Origin of the sequence: Kaistella flava (ex Peng et al. 2021), assembly GCF_015191005.1 — a bacterium.
Taxonomy (GTDB): Bacteria; Bacteroidota; Bacteroidia; order Flavobacteriales; family Weeksellaceae; genus Kaistella; species Kaistella flava.
The window spans coordinates 990929-1008226 of the sequence record NZ_CP040442.1; the positions used below are offsets into that span (position 1 = coordinate 990929).

Sequence of the window (17298 nt, forward strand, 5' to 3'; positions counted from 1 at the left end):
GATTAAGCTGCCCAAATAACATATACTAAAAACATTTCTCAGTTCTTATCTGAAGAAATTCACTATCAATATTATGTCTAAAAGAGATTACTACGAAATTCTGGAAGTATCTAAAAGTGCTTCTCCAGAGGAAATAAAAAAAGCCTACCGAAAAATGGCAATCAAATTTCACCCGGATAAAAATCCTGGTGATAAAGCCGCAGAAGAGAAATTTAAGGAAGCTGCAGAAGCTTACGAAATTTTGAGCGACGGCAATAAGAAAGCACGTTACGATCAATATGGTCACGCCGGCATGAACGGTGGTGGCGGATTTGGCGGCGGAGGCGGTGGATTCGGTGGTGGAATGAATATGGACGATATTTTCTCTCAGTTCGGTGATATTTTCGGTGGACATTTCGGCGGCGGTGGCGGTGGTCAACAAAGACAACAGTTGCGCGGAAGTAATCTTCGCGTTCGTATAAAACTGAATCTGGAGGAAATGGTTAATGGTACCCAAAAAACCATTAAAGTTAAAAAGATGAAGCTGGCTCCAGGAGCGACTTCTAAGACTTGTCCTACTTGTCACGGTTCTGGTGTTCAAGTGAAAGTGATGAACACCATGTTCGGCCAAATGCAAACGCAAACGCATTGTGGAACTTGTCAGGGAATTGGTAAAGTTGCCGATAAAATTCCAGCTGGTGCAAACTCGCAAGGTTTGATTAAAGAGGACGAAGAAGTAACCATCAATATTCCGGCAGGAGCAAGAGAAGGAATTCAGCTGAATGTTCGTGGTAAAGGAAATGACGCGCCATTCGGTGGAACTCCGGGAGATTTACTCGTAGTTGTAGAGGAAGAAGTTGACGCTACAATTAAAAGAGAAGGTGATAATCTTCATCAGGAATTGTATGTTTCTTTTGCTGAAGCGGCTTTAGGAACTCATAAAGAAATCCCGACCGTTGGCGGAAAAGTTAAAATAAAAGTAGATGCAGGAACACAATCTGGAAAGATTTTAAGACTTTCTAAAAAAGGTTTACCAAGCATCGATAGTTACGGAACTGGTGATATGTTTGTTCACATCAATGTGTGGACGCCACAAAATCTGTCCAAAGAACAAAAAGATTTTTTCGAAAAGCAGATGGCAAATGGTGAAATGCAAGCTGAACCATCGGGAAAGGAAAAAACTTTTTTCGACAAGGTTAGGGACTTGTTTGACTAAAAATAAAAAAAGGGATTTCGAAAGGAATCTCTTTTTTATTTAAAACCACAAAAGTTACAAAAGCTTTATTCTAAAAGGCAAATTCAAAAGGTTACAAAAGATGAATACAATCTGGATTTTACTTTTTGCAAACTTTTGAATAACTAGTTTTAACGTTTAACTTTTGTCACTTTTACGGTTAATATCTTTATGCTTTTAGATAGTTATTATTGATGTGATTTTTAAAAATACTTTTATTTATTCTTAAAACTACAGAAGAGAAAGTTTTGCGTTGTTCCAAAAGGTGTTTCGTGATCTTCAAGAATAGAATCTATCTTTTCAAAATTATTTTTGAACGTTGACGTCAATTTTTCTTTACTATATTGACTGATTTCTAAACCACTGCATTTTAATGGTCCATTTTCTGAAAATGTTCCAATGACCAAATAACCATTAACTGCTTTTTCTACAATTGATTTGTATTTCTCGATTTCTGCTTCAGTAGTTAAAAAATGAAAAGCGGCGCGATCGTGCCAGATATCATAAATTTCTGTCGGTTCAAAATCCAGAATATCGCTGACAATCCAAGTTACTTTTTTTGCTTTTTCACCTAAACGTACTTTTGCTTTCTCAAAGGATTTTTCAGAAATATCGAGAACGGTAATATTTTTAAAACCTTGATCAATTAAATAATCAACGAGTTTACTATCTCCGCCACCGATATCAATAATCTTAGCTGATTTATCTAATCCAAAAGATCCTATAAAAGCTAAAGAAGTTTTTGGGATTTCTTGCGTCCAACTTACTTCATCAGGATTTTTGGTTTCGTAAACGGTTTCCCAATGTTTTTTTCTGTCTAAATTCATTTGTGTATTATTGAAATTCAATTTCTTTCCTGTTTGAAAATTTCCCTTTAAAAAAGATAAAAAGTTGATTTTCATTTTAAAGTGAAGAACAAATTTAAATCATTATTTTGATACTTTAAATCCTAAATTTTCAACTGATTTTTTGGCGATATTGTGGTCGTTCTCACCACTTCCACCACCGGAAACTCCAACACTTCCAATCAAGTCGCCATCTTTAAAAATAGGCATTCCTCCACCCAACAATAAAAGTTCCGGTAAAGTATTAAGGTTGCGGGCATCTTTACTTTTTGCAGCGTTATTCATTAAGTCCCAAGACGCCGTTTTAGTAGAAAATGAAGTGTATGCCTTTCTACGAGATGCTTCTGTATTATGAGGTCCAACATTGTCTCCTTTTAATAACAATAAAACAACTCCGGAATTATTCAAAACTGCTATTGAAACTTTCTTGTCTAATTTCTGAGCTTCGGCATTGGCTTCTTTTGCTAATCGCATAGCTCCTTCTTGATTGAGTGAATTTGATTTTTCAATATATTGAGCTGATAACATAAAACTCAACATTAATAACAATAGACTGAAAATATTTTTTTTGATATTCATAATTCGATATTTTTATTAGATTCTTACAATTAAAATCTATTTAAAGAAGCAAAAATACAATAAAGTCTAACCGTGGAATTCTTTTAAAATAAATAGGTATCATAGATAAAAGAAATAGCTTGACATTACACATCTATTTGGATTTCATAGCGGTAACAAATCGTGCGAAACCATTCCAAATTCGCCTAAAATTCACTACTTTTGTGCTTGCTTAATTTTATAATTAAAAATCAAATATAATGGCAGAAAAATCAAAAATCGTCTACACTTGGACAGACGAGGCGCCGATGTTGGCAACTCATTCTTTTTTACCTGTTGTACAAGCGTTTACCAAAACTGCAGATATCGAAATTGTACCAAAAGACATTTCACTTGCTGGAAGGATCTTGGCTAATTTCCCGGAATATCTGAAAGACGATCAAAAAGTAGAAGATGCCCTGGCTGAACTAGGTCAATTGGCAACTACTCCGGAAGCGAATATTATCAAACTTCCAAATATTTCAGCGTCAGTTCCTCAATTAGATGAAGCAATTGCCGAATTACAAAAGCACGGTTTTGCTTTACCAAATTATCCTGCTGAACCAAAAAATGCAGAGGAGGAAAAAATTAAAAATAAATATGCTAAAGTTCTTGGTAGTGCTGTGAATCCTGTTCTTAGAGAAGGAAACTCAGACCGAAGAGCACCAAAAGCTGTTAAGAATTACGCAAAAACAAATCCTCACAGAATGGGCGATTGGTCAGCGGATTCTAAAACGACAGTAGCGAATATGACCAGCGGAGATTTTTATGGTACTGAAAAATCAGTGACTTTAGAAAATGATTCTCAATATAAAATTGAATTCTTTGGAAATGACGGTTCTGTAAAAGAATTGAAAGGACTTTCTCCTTTAAAAGCCGGCGAAATTATCGACTCTTCGGTAATGCATCTTTCTTCTTTAAAAGATTTTGTTGCTCATGCAATGGCAGAAGCAAAAGCAGCGAATGTTCTTCTTTCCGGACATTTAAAAGCAACGATGATGAAAGTTTCTGATCCAATTATTTTTGGAGCAATTGTAGAAACTTATTTCAAAGATGTTTTTGAAAAGTACAAAGACACTTTCAAAGAATTAGATATTAATCCAAACTTCGGATTAGCAACACTTTTCGAAAAAATTTCCGGTCATCCAAAAGAAGCAGAAATTAAAGCGGATATTGCTAAAACGATTGAAAACGGACCAAGAATCGCGATGGTCAATTCTGACAAAGGAATTACCAATTTCCATGTTTCTTCTGATATTATTGTTGATGCTTCTATGGCTGCTTTAATTAGAGGCGGTGGTAAAATGTGGAATGCAGAAGGAAATGAAGAAGATACGGTTGCCATGATTCCGGACAGATGTTATGCAGGTTTTTACCAAGCGGCGATTGACGATATGAAGAAAAATGGTGCACTTGATCCAAGAACAATGGGTTCGGTTCCCAACGTTGGATTAATGGCTCAGAAAGCGGAAGAATACGGATCTCACGATAAAACTTTCCAACTGACTGCAGACGGAACGGTAAAAGTTTCTGACGCGAATGGTAATGTATATATGGAACAACCAGTACAAACTGGCGATGTTTTCAGAATGTGTCAGGCGAAAGATGCACCGATTCAGGATTGGGTAAAACTGGCTGTTAACAGAGCGAGATTATCTGATACTCCCGCAGTTTTCTGGTTAGATGATAAAAGAGCGCATGACCGTGAAATGATCAAGAAAGTTGAGAAATACCTGAAAGATTATGATACTACCGGTCTTGATATTCGCATCATGAACATCGAAGATGCGATGACTTTTACTTTAGAAAGAATTAGAAAAGGTTTAGATACGATTTCAGTTTCTGGAAATGTATTGAGAGATTATTTAACGGACCTTTTCCCTATTTTAGAATTAGGAACTTCGGCGAAAATGCTTTCTATAGTTCCATTGATGAATGGTGGTGGTTTATTCGAAACCGGAGCGGGAGGTTCTGCGCCGAAACACATCCAACAGTTTATCCAGGAAGGATATTTACGTTGGGATTCTTTAGGAGAATTTATGGCGTTACAGGCGAGTTTAGAACATTTGGCTCAAACCCAAAATAACGAAAAAGCGCAGATTCTAGCAGATGCTTTAGATGTAGCAAACGAGAAGTTCTTGGCTAATGATAAATCACCATCACGAAAATTAGGATCAATCGATAATAGAGGTTCTCATTTCTACTTGGCGATGTATTGGGCAGAAGCATTAGCAAACCAAACCAAGAACGCTGAAATGGCGGCTATTTTCGCTCCTGTGACTAAAGCAATGGAGGATCAGGAATCTAAAATTAATGAAGAGTTAATTGGTGCTCAAGGAAAACCTCAGGATATTGGTGGATACTACCAACCTAATTTTGGGAAAACGGGTGCAGCAATGAGACCTTCTTCAACTTTGAACGCAATTATTGACGGAATTTAATTAGTATTTTTAACAAGATACATTTTATATAAATTGAAAACACTCTCCAGTTTTGGGGAGTGTTTTTGTATTATCAATCAGCATTTTACAATGAGATTAAATTTCATTACTTTTGTTTAAACTAAAAATTCATACCATGAAAAAACTAATGATGACGACGGCCATTCTAATGCTTGTCGCCTGTTCCAAAGAAGAAAAAGTCAAGAACGAGAAAACTGGCAGTTTGTCGGATCTTGTTTCAAGTGCAAAAGACTATAGCAAGGTGAGCAGTTCTATGCAGGACGTGACCAAAAACATTGAAAATTTAAAGAATATTCCGCCGCTTACTAATGATGAATTGAAAGCCGTTTTACCCGAACAATTGTTGGGCTTAAAAAGAAAGGAACTTTCAGTTGGTGACAACGCTATGATGAATTTATCAACAGCAGAAGCTAAATATTCAGATGAAGCTAATAAGCGAATTAAAGTAGAAATTATCGACGGTGCCGGTGAGACTGGAAGCGCCATGGTTTCTATCATGATAATGGGACTGAATGTGAATAAAGAGAAAACTACCGAAACTGGTTTTGAAAAAAGCACTGAAATCAATGGAGCAAAATCCATTATTTCTGAAAATAAAAGTGGGGATAGAATCACTTCTAAAATTGAGACCGTCTTAAAAAACCGCTATTTATTAACCGTAAGTGCAGATGGTTTTTCTTATGATGAATTACAAAAAGTGTTGGGAGAACTTAATACTTCTGCTTTAAAATAAATTTCATTTCGATTATAAAATAAAAACTTCCTGAATTGCTCGGGAAGTTTTGTTTGTTTAAACCTTCAAAGTTTTAATTATAATTAATTTTTAAAACTATTTCAAATTCTTCGTTATCTGTGTAATTTGAGAAATATATTTTCCGTAATATCTTTTAAACCACCAGGTTCCAACAAAGTAAAGCAATAATAAAGTGAATAAACATAACCCTAAAAAGGTTAATATAAATTCTAATCCCTGAATACTTTTTAGGCTGGGAGTAAACTCAAAAATTAACAACATTTCGCAAACAACAAATGGTACGAATGAAATGTAAAATGATAGATAATACTGCTTATTTAATTTGAATTGATATCCGAGTTCTCTTAAACTATCTGCGGTATTAAAGTCAACTGCAGTTAAGTTTTTGTACAAATTAAAAAATTTAAAAAAGTAGAAACTCGTCACCAACATCTGAGCGGAAACCAGAGTAATTACATAGACTTTAAACTTGAAAATGTACATGTCTTTTAATGCAAAGAAAACAATGATTAAAAGAAACATCACCGCAGTTGACCAAAACTCCGTTCGCATATTTTTACGAATTTTTCCCAGCGGAAGATGAATTTCTTTTTGTTTTTCTGTAGAGATTTCTGGAGTTTCAGTTACCTCTTCTTTACCCCAAATATTTTTAAGTTGATCTAATTCCATGATGTTGAATTTAAATAAGTTGTTTTAGTTTTTCCTTTGCACGATTCAGTTTTACTCTTGCATTCACTTCTGTGATTCCCATATTTTCTGCAATCTCTTTACCTGAATAATCCTGTAGATAATAAAATATCAATGCTTTATCAATTTCATTTAATTGTTGAATTGCTTTGTACATTACTGCGAGTTTCTTTTCCTGATCATCATCGTAATCATCAGCAACAATCTTAAAATTTTCGACTTCATCATTTTTAATAAAACTTCGCTTCTTTTCTGATTTCAAAAATATAATCGCCGTATTTAAAGCAACTCGATATAGCCAAGTTGAAAACTGACTTTTCGCTTCAAAAGTTGGATAGGCTTTCCAAACCTGAAAAGTAATCTCCTGGAATAAATCTTTTTGGTCGTCGAAATTATCCATGTACATTTTAGAAATCTTAAAAATAACACCCCGGTGCTTTTCTATTTTTTCTAAAAATTCTTTTTCTAATGAAGACATATTTGGGTAATCTAACAAGTTAGTATCGATTGGAAATATTTGTTACAGAAAACTTTAAACTTTAAATATAATGAACATTAGATGAAACAATTAATTTAACCACAAAGTCACAAAAACGCTACGCATGCTTAAGATAATCATCTTCTTCTAAAGATGCTCACAAAGTTGAAAATCTAAAGATTTTCAGAGCTTTTGTTTTCTTTTCAATATATCGAATTTACTTAAGACATTATAACTTGCCTTTTATGACTTAAATTTTTAATTTCACTTAAATAAGTTCTAGCTAAAACCAGTTATTGTTAATTACGCACAAGATCCAAAAACTAAAAACCCTTTCTGCAACAAAGCAAAAAGGGTTTTATATTTCTAAATTCCTTTAATTTTATTTAAAGAAAAATTTATATCATTTTCAAAGTATTCACTTCTAAATCAGTTAAGATTCTCCAGTGTCCACGTTTGATATTTTTCTTGGTTAATCCTGCAAACAAAACTCGATCAAGCAATTCAACTTCATAACCTAATTTTGTGAAGATACGACGCACTACTCTATTCCAACCAATACTCAATTCGATTCCGATTTCATTTTTCGGTTTTCCTTCGATGTAAGAAATACTGTCAACTTCGGCAATTCCTTCTTCCAAACGAATTCCTTCCTGAATCATATTTAAGTCAGCTCTGTCTAATTTACGATCCAAAGTAACATGATAGATTTTCTTCATTGCAAAAGATGGATGCGTCAATTTCTTAGTCATGTGACCATCGTTGGTCAACAAGATCACTCCGGTTGTAGAACGGTCTAATCTTCCCACTGGGAACAATCGGTAAGGTGATGCATTCGCAACTAAATCCAAAACAGTTTTTCTTGCTTTATCGTCTTTCGTAGTAGAAATATATCCTTTTGGTTTATTCAATAAAACGTAAACTGGTTTCTCTGGCGTAATTCCCTGTCCGTCGAAAACAACTCTATCGGTTTTCTGAACTTGGTAACCCATTTCAGTTACTGGCTTTCCGTTTACTTCTACCAACCCTTGCGTAATCAAATCATCTGCTTCTCTACGAGAACAAATTCCTGAATTAGCGATGTATTTATTTAAACGGATTGATTCTTTTGGAGTTTCTTTCGCCAATTTATCAAACCTTCTTTTTTGAACAAAAGAACGGGTTTTCTCAGCTTCATCAACTGGAACGAAAGGTTTCTTGTACGGTTTTTTTACTCCAGATTTTGTAGGGCTTTTGTCAAAAGATTTTCCAATTCTTTTTCCCATCTTTCTAGAAGGTGCTTTATCAAAAGTTTTTTCGTAAGATTTTGCTTCCGATTGGGACATTAGTCTCGGTTCTCTTGGCGCTTTCGGTTCTTTTGGAGCCTTTTTCTCATCTGGTTTTTCATCACGGGGACGAGCAGATTTTGTTGCGCGTGGCTTCACGGAACTTCCTGAATTAGAAATTTTGCTTATGCGTGGCTTCTTATTACCATAACTATCTCTGCTCATGTTCTGAAAAATTTATCTGCAAAGATAAGCTATTTTTTATTTGTTTAAATGCGACAATGCAATAAGATAGGAACTAAATTTTATAATTTTCTAAAATTTAATACTGAAGAAAATAGTGTTCGTTAGAAAAGTTCTAAAAAGGAGGTTCTATTTCAGAAAAAATAATACTGATTAATTCCATTGGCCAGCATCGAAATAATACCAACGAAAATCCAGATTCTTAACATATTCAAATTGGCGAACTTCGAATATTTGGTTTGGTTTAAAACTAAAAACACCGCTATAATTTGAATAAAAATACTGGCTGCAAAATAATAACTCATTATGCTGTGCAAGCCCATTTTTAAAATTATTAATCCAGAAGAAACTTGTGCAAAAATCAGAAGTATAACAATAACAGTGCGTGAAATTGCAGAACTGAAATAATTCGGAATGGTGTAATAGCCAAAAATTTTATCAGCATTTTTTGTTAAAGTATCTTTTAAAACATCAATAATTAAAAGCATTACAAAAATAAAAATGGACATTAAAAAGATTTGAAGTGAGAAAGTTTTGTAGTAAAATAACATTCCAAAAAATGGATAGAGCGATAAACTAACAAAAGTTAGATTGTTAATAATCAACAGTTTACTTAATTTATGACTATAAAACCACATCAGAAACTGATAGATTAAAAAGAAGAAAAAAACCCGCATCGAAATTATTCCGGCAATTCCTAATGAGAATGTATTCAGTACAATATAAGCGTACAGGAAATATTTTTGTTTAAGGAAATTTTGAACTCTTGTCCGGAACGGTTTTGTAACGCGATCTTTTTCGCGATCGTAGAATTGATTGATGATTCCGCCGGCAAGAATACTTAAAATACAACACAGAATAATACCGTGAACCTTGAAATCGAAGACGAAATTTCGTAAACTTTCTTCTTGATTAAAAAGGAAAAAAGTAGAAACATATAAAGCGAAAGTAAGTAGTAAAGCCACGAAAACCCGTGCGCCCATGAGAAAGGCAATGAACTGTGAAAACCGATAAAATAAGGGATTTTTCATAGACCGTAAAGTCACAAACTGCTTAATTAAAATTGAATTTTGATTGGTGGCTTTGGACTTTAAAAATGATCTAAAACCTGTAAATAACTTCTTTGTGAAAACCTTCAAGCATTTTTTCTGCTTTTTTGTAATCTTTGGTAAAGCCCAAAATATAACCGCCACCGCCACTTCCGCAGAGTTTTAGGTAATACGCATTGGTATCTAAACCTTTTTTCCAGGCATTATAAATACTTTCGGGAATCATCGGTTTGAAATGTTCGTATGCCCAAACTGAAAGACTCTTTAAATTCCTAAAAAGTGGCGTCATTTCTTTTTTCAGGAAAGCATCAATACAAGCATTATTGTAACGGATAAACTCTTCTTTCATCGTTTTACGGAAACCCTCAGTCTTCATTTTCTCGAAGAAGATTTGAACCATCGGTCCAGTTTCTCCAGTCATTCCAGAATCAATTAAGAAAATCGCTCCTTTACCTTCATGACTTGCCGGCACAGAAACCTTATCTACACTGTCTCTGCTTTCAATAAGAATCGGAAGATTCATATAACAGATCAGTGGATCAATTCCTGAACTTTTTCCGTGAAAATAACTTTCCATTTGACCGAAAATTGTTCGAAGATTTTTAAGCTCATCTTTAGAAACTTGTTCTGGCTGATAACTTTTGATCGAATATTTTTCAAAAATAGCAGCAACCAAAGCACCGGAACTTCCAACTCCATATCCTTGCGGAATATTAGAATCGAAAAATAATCCTTTTTTAATGTCTTTTATGAACTTAGAAATATTAAGTTGAAATATTTCTGGAAGTTGTAAATCTTTTAAATATTCTGAATACTTTAAAAGCGAATCATTTGATTTCTTCTCAAAATCGCTCTCCAAATCAGAGAATTTCAAAGTTCCTTTATAAAAACTATACGGTAAAGTAAGCCCTTGCGAATCTTCGATAATACCGTATTCGCCGAACAAAAGAATCTTTGCGTAAAATAAAGGGTTGGTCATAGTTTATAATCTGTTTTCCTTTGCAAATATACGAAATTTCTGAATATCAATAAATTACTTATTAAAATAGGAATTTCGTATTAATTATGATTTATAGGATTTTAACTTGAGGAATCTGATCAATATCAAGCCAATTGCAAAAAAGACAGACATTCCTATGAACGCATAATGCATATTGTGAAATTTCTGAATTACAATACCAAAAATTAGTGATCCTAAAATAATTGCCAACTTTTCTAAAACATCATAAAAACTAAAGTAGGTTGTATTATCCATACTGTTTTCCGGCAATAATTTAGAATAAGTAGAACGTGACATCGCTTGTAATCCACCCATTACCAAACCAATAAAACCTGCTAAAACGTAAAATTGTATCTCAACGTTAGGATTTTCTTTTTTAAGAAAAAATGCAGAAAGACAGCAAACAATCCAAATTGCGACCGCGATACTAATTACATTCTTATTCCCTATTGATTTTGATAATCTGGAAAAAGCCAAAGCTCCGAAAATTGCGACAATCTGAATAACCAAAATAGTGATAATCAGTTTGTATTGATCTTCTTCTCTTGTAAAAATTTCTGAGGTCCCAAATAAGGTTGCCATTAAAAAAATAGTTTGCATCCCAATACTGTAAAAGAAAAAAGACGATAGAAAAAATTTCAGATTCCGGTCTTTAAATAATTCTCTTCCTACTTTAAATAACTCTCGGAAACTTTCTTTCGCTATATCAACATAAAATGCTAAATTATCCTTAATTACTTCAAAAACACCACCATGCTCTTCGTGTTTTTCGAAGATATTCTTGTAATTTAAAAGCACTAGATCTTTCGGTAATTTATCTTTGACCATACCGAATTGTGGTAAATATCGGAAAGTATATTGTGAGAAACCAAACCACCAAGCTCCCGTAACTAGGAAGGTAATTCTCGTATAAATCTTAGTGTCTTCCGGCGTTTTCGCTACTACCTGAATTAACAGTAAGCAGAAAATTAACAAGATCACAGAACCAATATATCCGTATACATAGCCTTTTGCAGAAAGCGCATCCTGCTTATCGGGTGTTGCAATATCAGGAAGGAAGGAATTATAAAACACCAAACTTCCCCAAAAACCTACACTTGCGGTAATACTAAACAGCAAACCTAGAAATACGTTTTGCATTCCTGTAAACATTGCTAACCCCATACAAGAAGTCGCTCCCAAATAACAAAAAAACTGCAGAAAAGATTTCTTATTTCCGATCGTATCTGCCAGAGAAGATAATATTGGTGAAATAATAACAACGATTAAAAAAGACAAGGTTAATGAAAAACTGAAAATTGCAGTCGGTTCATAAGCGTTTCCCATTATGTTGATCATGTGAGGAACAGGAACTTCTTTCCACTCTCCAGAACTTTCTATAAAAACCTTTTTTTTGTAAGCCGTTGTAATGATCGAATAATAAATCGGAAAAATAGTTGATGTGATGACCAATGAATAAACTGAATTCGCCCAGTCATACAAAGCCCACGCATTCATGATCTTTGGATTATTCTTGATATTTGGAGTTTGTAGAGATTCGTTTTCCGACATGTTTTAAGTAATTGATTGAACAAAAATAACAAAACCATTAAGAATCTACTGAAAAAATCACTAGTTATTCTTAATGGTTTGATTTAAAGGCTATTAAATATTTTATAAGTTTTCAATAACAATTGCCGAAGCACCGCCACCGCCGTTGCAAATTGCAGCTGCACCGTACTTACCGTTATTTTGCTTTAAGATATTAATTAAAGAAACAATGATTCGAGAACCTGAACTTCCAAGTGGGTGACCCAAGGAAACTGCTCCACCATTCACATTTACTTTAGAACTATCAAGACCTAAAATTTTATTATTCGCCAAACCTACAACAGAAAATGCTTCATTAAATTCAAAGAAGTCAATATCTGAAATTTCTAAGTTTGCTTTTTTCAAAGCGATAGGTAAAGCTTTTGAAGGTGCAGTTGTAAACCATTCTGGCTCGTGTGCTGCATCTGCATAACCAACGATTTTTGCTAAAGGTTTTAAGCCTAATTCTTCCATTTTTTCTTTAGACATAAGTACCAAAGCAGAAGCTCCATCGTTTAAAGTAGAAGCATTTGCTGCCGTTACCGTTCCATTTTCTCTTTGGAAAACTGTTGGTAAAGTTCCGATTCTGTCGAAGTTTACTGATTTGTATTCTTCATCTTCAGAAAAAATAATTGGATCACCTTTTCTTTGTGGAATCTCAACGGAAACAACTTCGTCCTTAAATTTACCTTCGCTCCAAGCTTTCGCAGAACGTTTGTAAGATTCGATGGCGAAGTTATCCTGATCTTCTCTTGTAAAGCCATATTCAGCTGCACATTTTTCAGCACAAACTCCCATGTGAACTTTATTGTAAACATCTGTTAAACCGTCCAGAACCATTCCGTCTGACATTTTAACATCGCCTAATTTTGTTGCTGTTCTGGCGTTATAGTAATGAGGAACTGAAGACATATTTTCCATTCCACCTGCAACGATAACATCCTGGTCACCTGCTTTGATGGATTGCGCTGCCATCATCACTGCTTTCATTCCTGAAGCACATACTTTATTAATAGTAGTTGCTGGTGTATGATTTGACAAGCCTGCTCCAATTGCAGCCTGACGTGCCGGCGCTTGACCTTCACCTGCTTGCAATACATTTCCCATATACACTTCCTGAACGTGTTTCGGGTCAAGATTAATTTTATCTAAAGCACCTTTGATTGCAGTTGAACCTAATTTTGTAGCCGGAACTGTGGCTAAACTTCCTAAGAAACTTCCCATTGGAGTTCTTACTGCTGATACGATGAATACTTCTTTCATTATGTAGATTTTATATTTTTTTAAGTACGCCAAATTACAAAAAAAAACACACTTTAAAAAAAGTGTGTTTTGATATCTTAAAAATTAATGCGTTAAATCAGCGACCACTTCTGGATCGTGCTTGTGCTTAAACATTATGGCAAATAATATCGTAATCACTAAAGCATAACCTGCAAATACAAGCCAGATTTCCTGCCACATTTTATCACCGTTTTCAAGGGTAAAATATTGTTGAATCATCCAACCACTTAGTAAACTTCCACCAATAGCACCAAAACCATTAGTCATCATCATGAATAAACCTTGAGCTGAAGAACGAATTTTATAATCAGTAGTTGTTTCCACAAAAAGAGAACCCGAAATATTGAAGAAGTCAAACGCCATCCCGTAAACGATACAGGAAAGAATAATTAATCCTAAACCAAAACCTTCAGGCCCACCATAAGCGAAAAATCCAAAACGTAAAACCCATGCAAACATTGATAATAACATCACATTTTTAATTCCATATCTCTTTAAAAAGAAAGGAATCGCCAAAATAAATAATGTTTCTGAAATCTGCGAAATCGACATAATCAAAGTAGAACGTTTTACCACGAAACTTTCAGCGTATTCTGGAATTTTTCCAAAATCTGATAAATAAGTATCACCATACATATTCGTCAACTGCAATGCTGCACCTAAGAACATGGAGAATAAAAAGAACAACGCCATTTTATAATCTTTAAATAAAGAAAATGCATTTAATCCTAATTTCTCTGATAAAGTAGCGTTCGCAGGTATTAAATTCTGTGGCGGACATTTTGGTAATGTAAATGCATAGATCCCCAAAACGAAAGCGATAACCGCAGCAATATAAAACTGATTTCCGGAATCTTTATTTCCTGTAAGATTGGTAATCCACATGGCTACAATAAATCCGACCGTTCCCCACACACGAATTGGTGGGAAAACCTTGACAACATCGTAATTATTATTTTTCAGAATATAATAAGCGATAGAATTCGACAAAGAAATCGTTGGCATATAAAACATCATCGCGATGAGCATGATCCAAAAGAAATTTTCCGGAGTCGAAATTGAAGGCAAGAATACCAGGATAATCCCGTACAGAATATGCAAAATACCGTACAATTTCTCTGCATTTATCCATCTATCAGCGATAATTCCAACAAGAGCAGGCATTATAAGAGAAGCAATTCCTAAAGTCGCAAAAACTTTTCCGAATTCCTGACCTCCCCAATGTTTTGTTCCGAACCAATAAACTCCTATGGTAATTAACCAGGCCCCCCACACAAAAAACTGAAGGAAAGACAGAATGGTAAGTCTTAATTTTAAATTCATAATATTATTAAAATTTTTAGTCGATTTTCTTTTTTCTACGTTTGATTTCTTCCTGAATTTCTAAAGCGGCATCGAAATCTTCATCTTTAACTGCATCTTCCAGCAGTTTATTTAATTCTTCAGAAGATAGTGACGATAAATTTCCTTCTACCTGAACTGCTTCCTCTACATGAGCTTCTTTTGAAGGAACATCGAGTTCCAATAAAATACCTGCTTCATTTAAAACTTGTTGAGTGGTATAAATAGGCGCATCAAAACGAACTGCCATTGCAACCGCATCAGAAGTTCTTGCATCTAAAATAAGTTCTTCTTCCGTGGTTTTATTTTTAAAATTGATATTGGAGAAAAACACACCATCGATGATTTGATAAATAATAACAGAAGTAATCTCAAAATGAGTTGCAGAAACAAATTTTGAAAACAAATCATGAGTCAAAGGTCGTGGCGGATGAATATCTTTTTCTAAACCTAAAGAAATTGATTGCGCTTCGAAATTACCGATCACTACCGGCAGTTTAATGTTGGTCTCTTCATGTTCCAAAAGCAACGCATAAGCGCCAGATTGCGTTTGGCTATAGGAAATCCCTCGAATGGTTAATTTTTTATAATCCATAACACAAATATAAATCAATTTTTAACATCACAGGTTTTGAAGACCCGTTTTTGTGAAAAAATCATGAAAAAAAAGTCCGAAATAAAATCCGGACTTTAAGTTTATAATCAAAAAAAGAGTTTATCCTTTTAATGCTTTAATTTTCTGAGTTAATGCTGGGATGATTTGGAAAGCATCACCTACTACTCCATAATCCGCAGATTTGAAGAAAGGAGCTTCTGGATCGTTGTTAATTACAACAATTGTTTTAGAAGAATTCACTCCCGCCAAATGTTGAATTGCACCAGAAATACCAACTGCGATGTACAAGTTTGGTGAAATTGCTTTCCCTGTTTGTCCAACGTGCTCGGAGTGAGGTCTCCAGCCGATGTCAGAAACCGGTTTTGAACAAGCTGTTGCTGCACCTAAAAGGTTTGCCAAATCTTCGATCATTCCCCAATTTTCAGGACCTTTCATTCCACGACCTGCAGAAACTACTATTTCAGCTTCTTTTAAATCGAGTTTTCCTGAACTTTGTTCGTGCGAAATAACTTTGGTATCTTCATTTGCTACCGATAAATTCTTCACTTCTTCAGAACCTGAAACCGCATTCTCTTTTACACCAAAAGCATTTTGAGAAACAGTTACAATAACTCCTGAAGCATCAGCTTTTGCATGCATCATTCCTTTTCCGGAAAAAGCTCTTCTTTTCACCTGGAACGGAGTGATACTTTCTGGAGTTTCCAAAGCGTTGGTAATCAAAGAATAGTTCTTCATAATTGCCAACATTGGCGCTACCGACGAAGCATCAGTTGTGTGAGGGAATACAATAATATTTCCGTCTGCAACTTCGCTTACTGCTTGTGCATAAGCTTTTGCACTGAAACTTTTTAAACCTTCGTCTTTAATATTTAAAACTTGATTTGCACCATATTTATATAATAAGTCTGAAGAATCTGTTGGGTTTACGGAAATTGCGGTTACGGTGTCTCCAGTTTTATCTGCGATTGATTTGGCATAAGAAATTGCCTCGAACGCCGCTTTTTTATAGATTCCGTTTATATTTTCTGCGTATACATATACTGCCATGATTGATTTTGTTTAAGGTTAAGAATTAAATTACTTTCGCTTCTTCGTGAAGTAATCTTACCAATTCATCAAGATTGTCTGGAGATACCATTTTCACTGCCGCCCTTGCCGGAACAGCATCGAAAGAAATCGCATCTACTTTTACTTCGTTACTAATTGGTTCATTAACAGTTAAAGGTTTTGATCTTGCAGACATAATTCCACGCATGTTTGGGATTATTAAATCTTTTTCATCAACCAATCCTTTTTGACCTGCGATAACCGCTGGAAGTTTTACAGAAATAGTTTCTTTACCACCTTCTATTTCTCTAACCGCAGTAGCTTCAGAACCATTTACTTCTAAACCTACACAAGCATTTACAAAAGGTTGGTTCAATAATTGGGCAACCATTCCGGGAACAGCGCCACCATTATAATCGATTGATTCTTTACCACAAAGGATTAAGTCATAACCACCACTTTGAGCGATATTGGCAATTTCTTTTGCAACAGCATAACTGTCTTTTGGCTCAACATTAATTCTAATTGCATCATTGGCACCGATTGCTAATGATTTTCTAATCACTGGCTCTGTCGAAGCATCACCAACGTTGATTACTGTCACCGTAGCGCCAGCTGATTCTTGCAATTTGATTGCTTTGGTTAATCCGAATTCATCTAATGGATTAATCACCCACTGAATCCCATTTTTGTCAAAAGCAGATTTGTCTGCTGTAAAATTAATTTTGGACGTAGTATCTGGAACACTACTGATACAAACTAATATTTTCATGTGCTAATATTTATTGTTTTACTTTTTGCTAAGATAAAAAATTATTTACTATGCATGCATAGTAATCTAAAAAAAT

The 17298-nt window shown here is 34.5% G+C and carries 16 protein-coding genes; 3 read left to right on the plus strand and 13 right to left on the minus strand.

The window, feature by feature from the left end; genetic code table 11:
* Positions 1-73 precede the first annotated feature (73 nt).
* On the plus strand, positions 74-1195 hold the full coding sequence (gene dnaJ, locus Q73A0000_RS04460) for a molecular chaperone DnaJ (RefSeq protein WP_193812881.1): 1122 nt from the start codon (positions 74-76) through the stop codon (positions 1193-1195).
* A 233-nt stretch (positions 1196-1428) separates the two neighbouring features.
* On the opposite strand, the gene Q73A0000_RS04465 is transcribed toward dnaJ, so the two are convergent.
* Positions 1429-2040 carry a class I SAM-dependent methyltransferase gene (locus tag Q73A0000_RS04465; RefSeq protein ID WP_193812882.1) on the minus strand — a complete coding sequence of 204 codons (612 nt, stop codon included), beginning with the start codon at positions 2038-2040 and terminating at the stop codon, positions 1429-1431.
* Between the two features lie 102 nt (positions 2041-2142).
* Entirely contained in the window at positions 2143-2598 is a 456-nt protein-coding gene (locus Q73A0000_RS04470) for a heme-binding protein (RefSeq protein ID WP_244140846.1), read from the minus strand.
* A 278-nt stretch (positions 2599-2876) separates the two neighbouring features.
* Here Q73A0000_RS04470 and Q73A0000_RS04475 point away from each other — a divergent pair, with 278 nt between their 5' ends.
* The gene (locus Q73A0000_RS04475) at positions 2877-5096 is read left to right on the plus strand and encodes an NADP-dependent isocitrate dehydrogenase (protein WP_193812884.1); all 2220 of its coding nucleotides are present in this window, start codon (positions 2877-2879) and stop codon (positions 5094-5096) included.
* A 136-nt stretch (positions 5097-5232) separates the two neighbouring features.
* Complete coding sequence (locus tag Q73A0000_RS04480; protein WP_193812885.1) at positions 5233-5850, plus strand: hypothetical protein; 618 nt, start codon at positions 5233-5235, stop codon at positions 5848-5850.
* 96 nt (positions 5851-5946) lie between these two features.
* Here the strand turns inward: Q73A0000_RS04480 and Q73A0000_RS04485 are convergent, their stop codons facing one another.
* From Q73A0000_RS04485 to Q73A0000_RS04535, 11 genes are all read right to left on the minus strand, one after another.
* On the minus strand, positions 5947-6540 hold the full coding sequence (locus tag Q73A0000_RS04485; protein ID WP_193812886.1) for a hypothetical protein: 594 nt from the start codon (positions 6538-6540) through the stop codon (positions 5947-5949).
* Between the two features lie 10 nt (positions 6541-6550).
* On the minus strand, positions 6551-7036 hold the full coding sequence (locus Q73A0000_RS04490; protein WP_193812887.1) for an RNA polymerase sigma factor: 486 nt from the start codon (positions 7034-7036) through the stop codon (positions 6551-6553).
* A 398-nt stretch (positions 7037-7434) separates the two neighbouring features.
* Positions 7435-8361: a pseudouridine synthase gene (locus Q73A0000_RS04495; RefSeq protein ID WP_193813648.1), complete on the minus strand. Its 927-nt coding sequence runs from the start codon at positions 8359-8361 to the stop codon at positions 7435-7437.
* A gap of 317 nt (positions 8362-8678) precedes the next feature.
* Entirely contained in the window at positions 8679-9575 is an 897-nt protein-coding gene (locus Q73A0000_RS04500) for a UbiA family prenyltransferase (protein ID WP_193812888.1), read from the minus strand.
* Between the two features lie 70 nt (positions 9576-9645).
* Positions 9646-10572 carry a mevalonate kinase gene (locus Q73A0000_RS04505; RefSeq protein ID WP_193812889.1) on the minus strand — a complete coding sequence of 309 codons (927 nt, stop codon included), beginning with the start codon at positions 10570-10572 and terminating at the stop codon, positions 9646-9648.
* Positions 10573-10656: 84 nt separating this feature from the next.
* Entirely contained in the window at positions 10657-12144 is a 1488-nt protein-coding gene (locus tag Q73A0000_RS04510; RefSeq protein ID WP_193812890.1) for an MFS transporter, read from the minus strand.
* Between the two features lie 102 nt (positions 12145-12246).
* Entirely contained in the window at positions 12247-13425 is a 1179-nt protein-coding gene (locus tag Q73A0000_RS04515; protein ID WP_193812891.1) for an acetyl-CoA C-acyltransferase, read from the minus strand.
* A gap of 84 nt (positions 13426-13509) precedes the next feature.
* The gene (locus Q73A0000_RS04520) at positions 13510-14769 is read right to left on the minus strand and encodes a nucleoside permease (RefSeq protein WP_193812892.1); all 1260 of its coding nucleotides are present in this window, start codon (positions 14767-14769) and stop codon (positions 13510-13512) included.
* Positions 14770-14785: 16 nt separating this feature from the next.
* Complete coding sequence (locus Q73A0000_RS04525) at positions 14786-15382, minus strand: bifunctional nuclease family protein (protein ID WP_193812893.1); 597 nt, start codon at positions 15380-15382, stop codon at positions 14786-14788.
* A 120-nt stretch (positions 15383-15502) separates the two neighbouring features.
* Positions 15503-16450, minus strand: a complete 948-nt coding sequence (locus Q73A0000_RS04530; RefSeq protein ID WP_193812894.1) for an electron transfer flavoprotein subunit alpha/FixB family protein — start codon at positions 16448-16450, stop codon at positions 15503-15505.
* Positions 16451-16475: 25 nt separating this feature from the next.
* Positions 16476-17222 carry an electron transfer flavoprotein subunit beta/FixA family protein gene (locus Q73A0000_RS04535; RefSeq protein WP_193812895.1) on the minus strand — a complete coding sequence of 249 codons (747 nt, stop codon included), beginning with the start codon at positions 17220-17222 and terminating at the stop codon, positions 16476-16478.
* Positions 17223-17298 lie beyond the last annotated feature (76 nt).

Bases quoted from the DNA above. Each gene is read 5' to 3' on its own strand.
- dnaJ (WP_193812881.1), top strand. From the start codon at position 74: ATGTCTAAAAGAGATTACTACGAAATTCTGGAAGTATCTAAAAGTGCT.
- Q73A0000_RS04465 (WP_193812882.1), bottom strand. From the start codon at position 2,040: ATGAATTTAGACAGAAAAAAACATTGGGAAACCGTTTACGAAACCAAA.
- Q73A0000_RS04470 (WP_244140846.1), bottom strand. From the start codon at position 2,598: ATGTTGAGTTTTATGTTATCAGCTCAATATATTGAAAAATCAAATTCA.
- Q73A0000_RS04475 (WP_193812884.1), top strand. From the start codon at position 2,877: ATGGCAGAAAAATCAAAAATCGTCTACACTTGGACAGACGAGGCGCCG.
- Q73A0000_RS04480 (WP_193812885.1), top strand. From the start codon at position 5,233: ATGAAAAAACTAATGATGACGACGGCCATTCTAATGCTTGTCGCCTGT.
- Q73A0000_RS04485 (WP_193812886.1), bottom strand. From the start codon at position 6,540: ATGGAATTAGATCAACTTAAAAATATTTGGGGTAAAGAAGAGGTAACT.
- Q73A0000_RS04490 (WP_193812887.1), bottom strand. From the start codon at position 7,036: ATGTCTTCATTAGAAAAAGAATTTTTAGAAAAAATAGAAAAGCACCGG.
- Q73A0000_RS04495 (WP_193813648.1), bottom strand. From the start codon at position 8,361: ATGTCCCAATCGGAAGCAAAATCTTACGAAAAAACTTTTGATAAAGCA.
- Q73A0000_RS04500 (WP_193812888.1), bottom strand. From the start codon at position 9,575: ATGAAAAATCCCTTATTTTATCGGTTTTCACAGTTCATTGCCTTTCTC.
- Q73A0000_RS04505 (WP_193812889.1), bottom strand. From the start codon at position 10,572: ATGACCAACCCTTTATTTTACGCAAAGATTCTTTTGTTCGGCGAATAC.
- Q73A0000_RS04510 (WP_193812890.1), bottom strand. From the start codon at position 12,144: ATGTCGGAAAACGAATCTCTACAAACTCCAAATATCAAGAATAATCCA.
- Q73A0000_RS04515 (WP_193812891.1), bottom strand. From the start codon at position 13,425: ATGAAAGAAGTATTCATCGTATCAGCAGTAAGAACTCCAATGGGAAGT.
- Q73A0000_RS04520 (WP_193812892.1), bottom strand. From the start codon at position 14,769: ATGAATTTAAAATTAAGACTTACCATTCTGTCTTTCCTTCAGTTTTTT.
- Q73A0000_RS04525 (WP_193812893.1), bottom strand. From the start codon at position 15,382: ATGGATTATAAAAAATTAACCATTCGAGGGATTTCCTATAGCCAAACG.
- Q73A0000_RS04530 (WP_193812894.1), bottom strand. From the start codon at position 16,450: ATGGCAGTATATGTATACGCAGAAAATATAAACGGAATCTATAAAAAA.
- Q73A0000_RS04535 (WP_193812895.1), bottom strand. From the start codon at position 17,222: ATGAAAATATTAGTTTGTATCAGTAGTGTTCCAGATACTACGTCCAAA.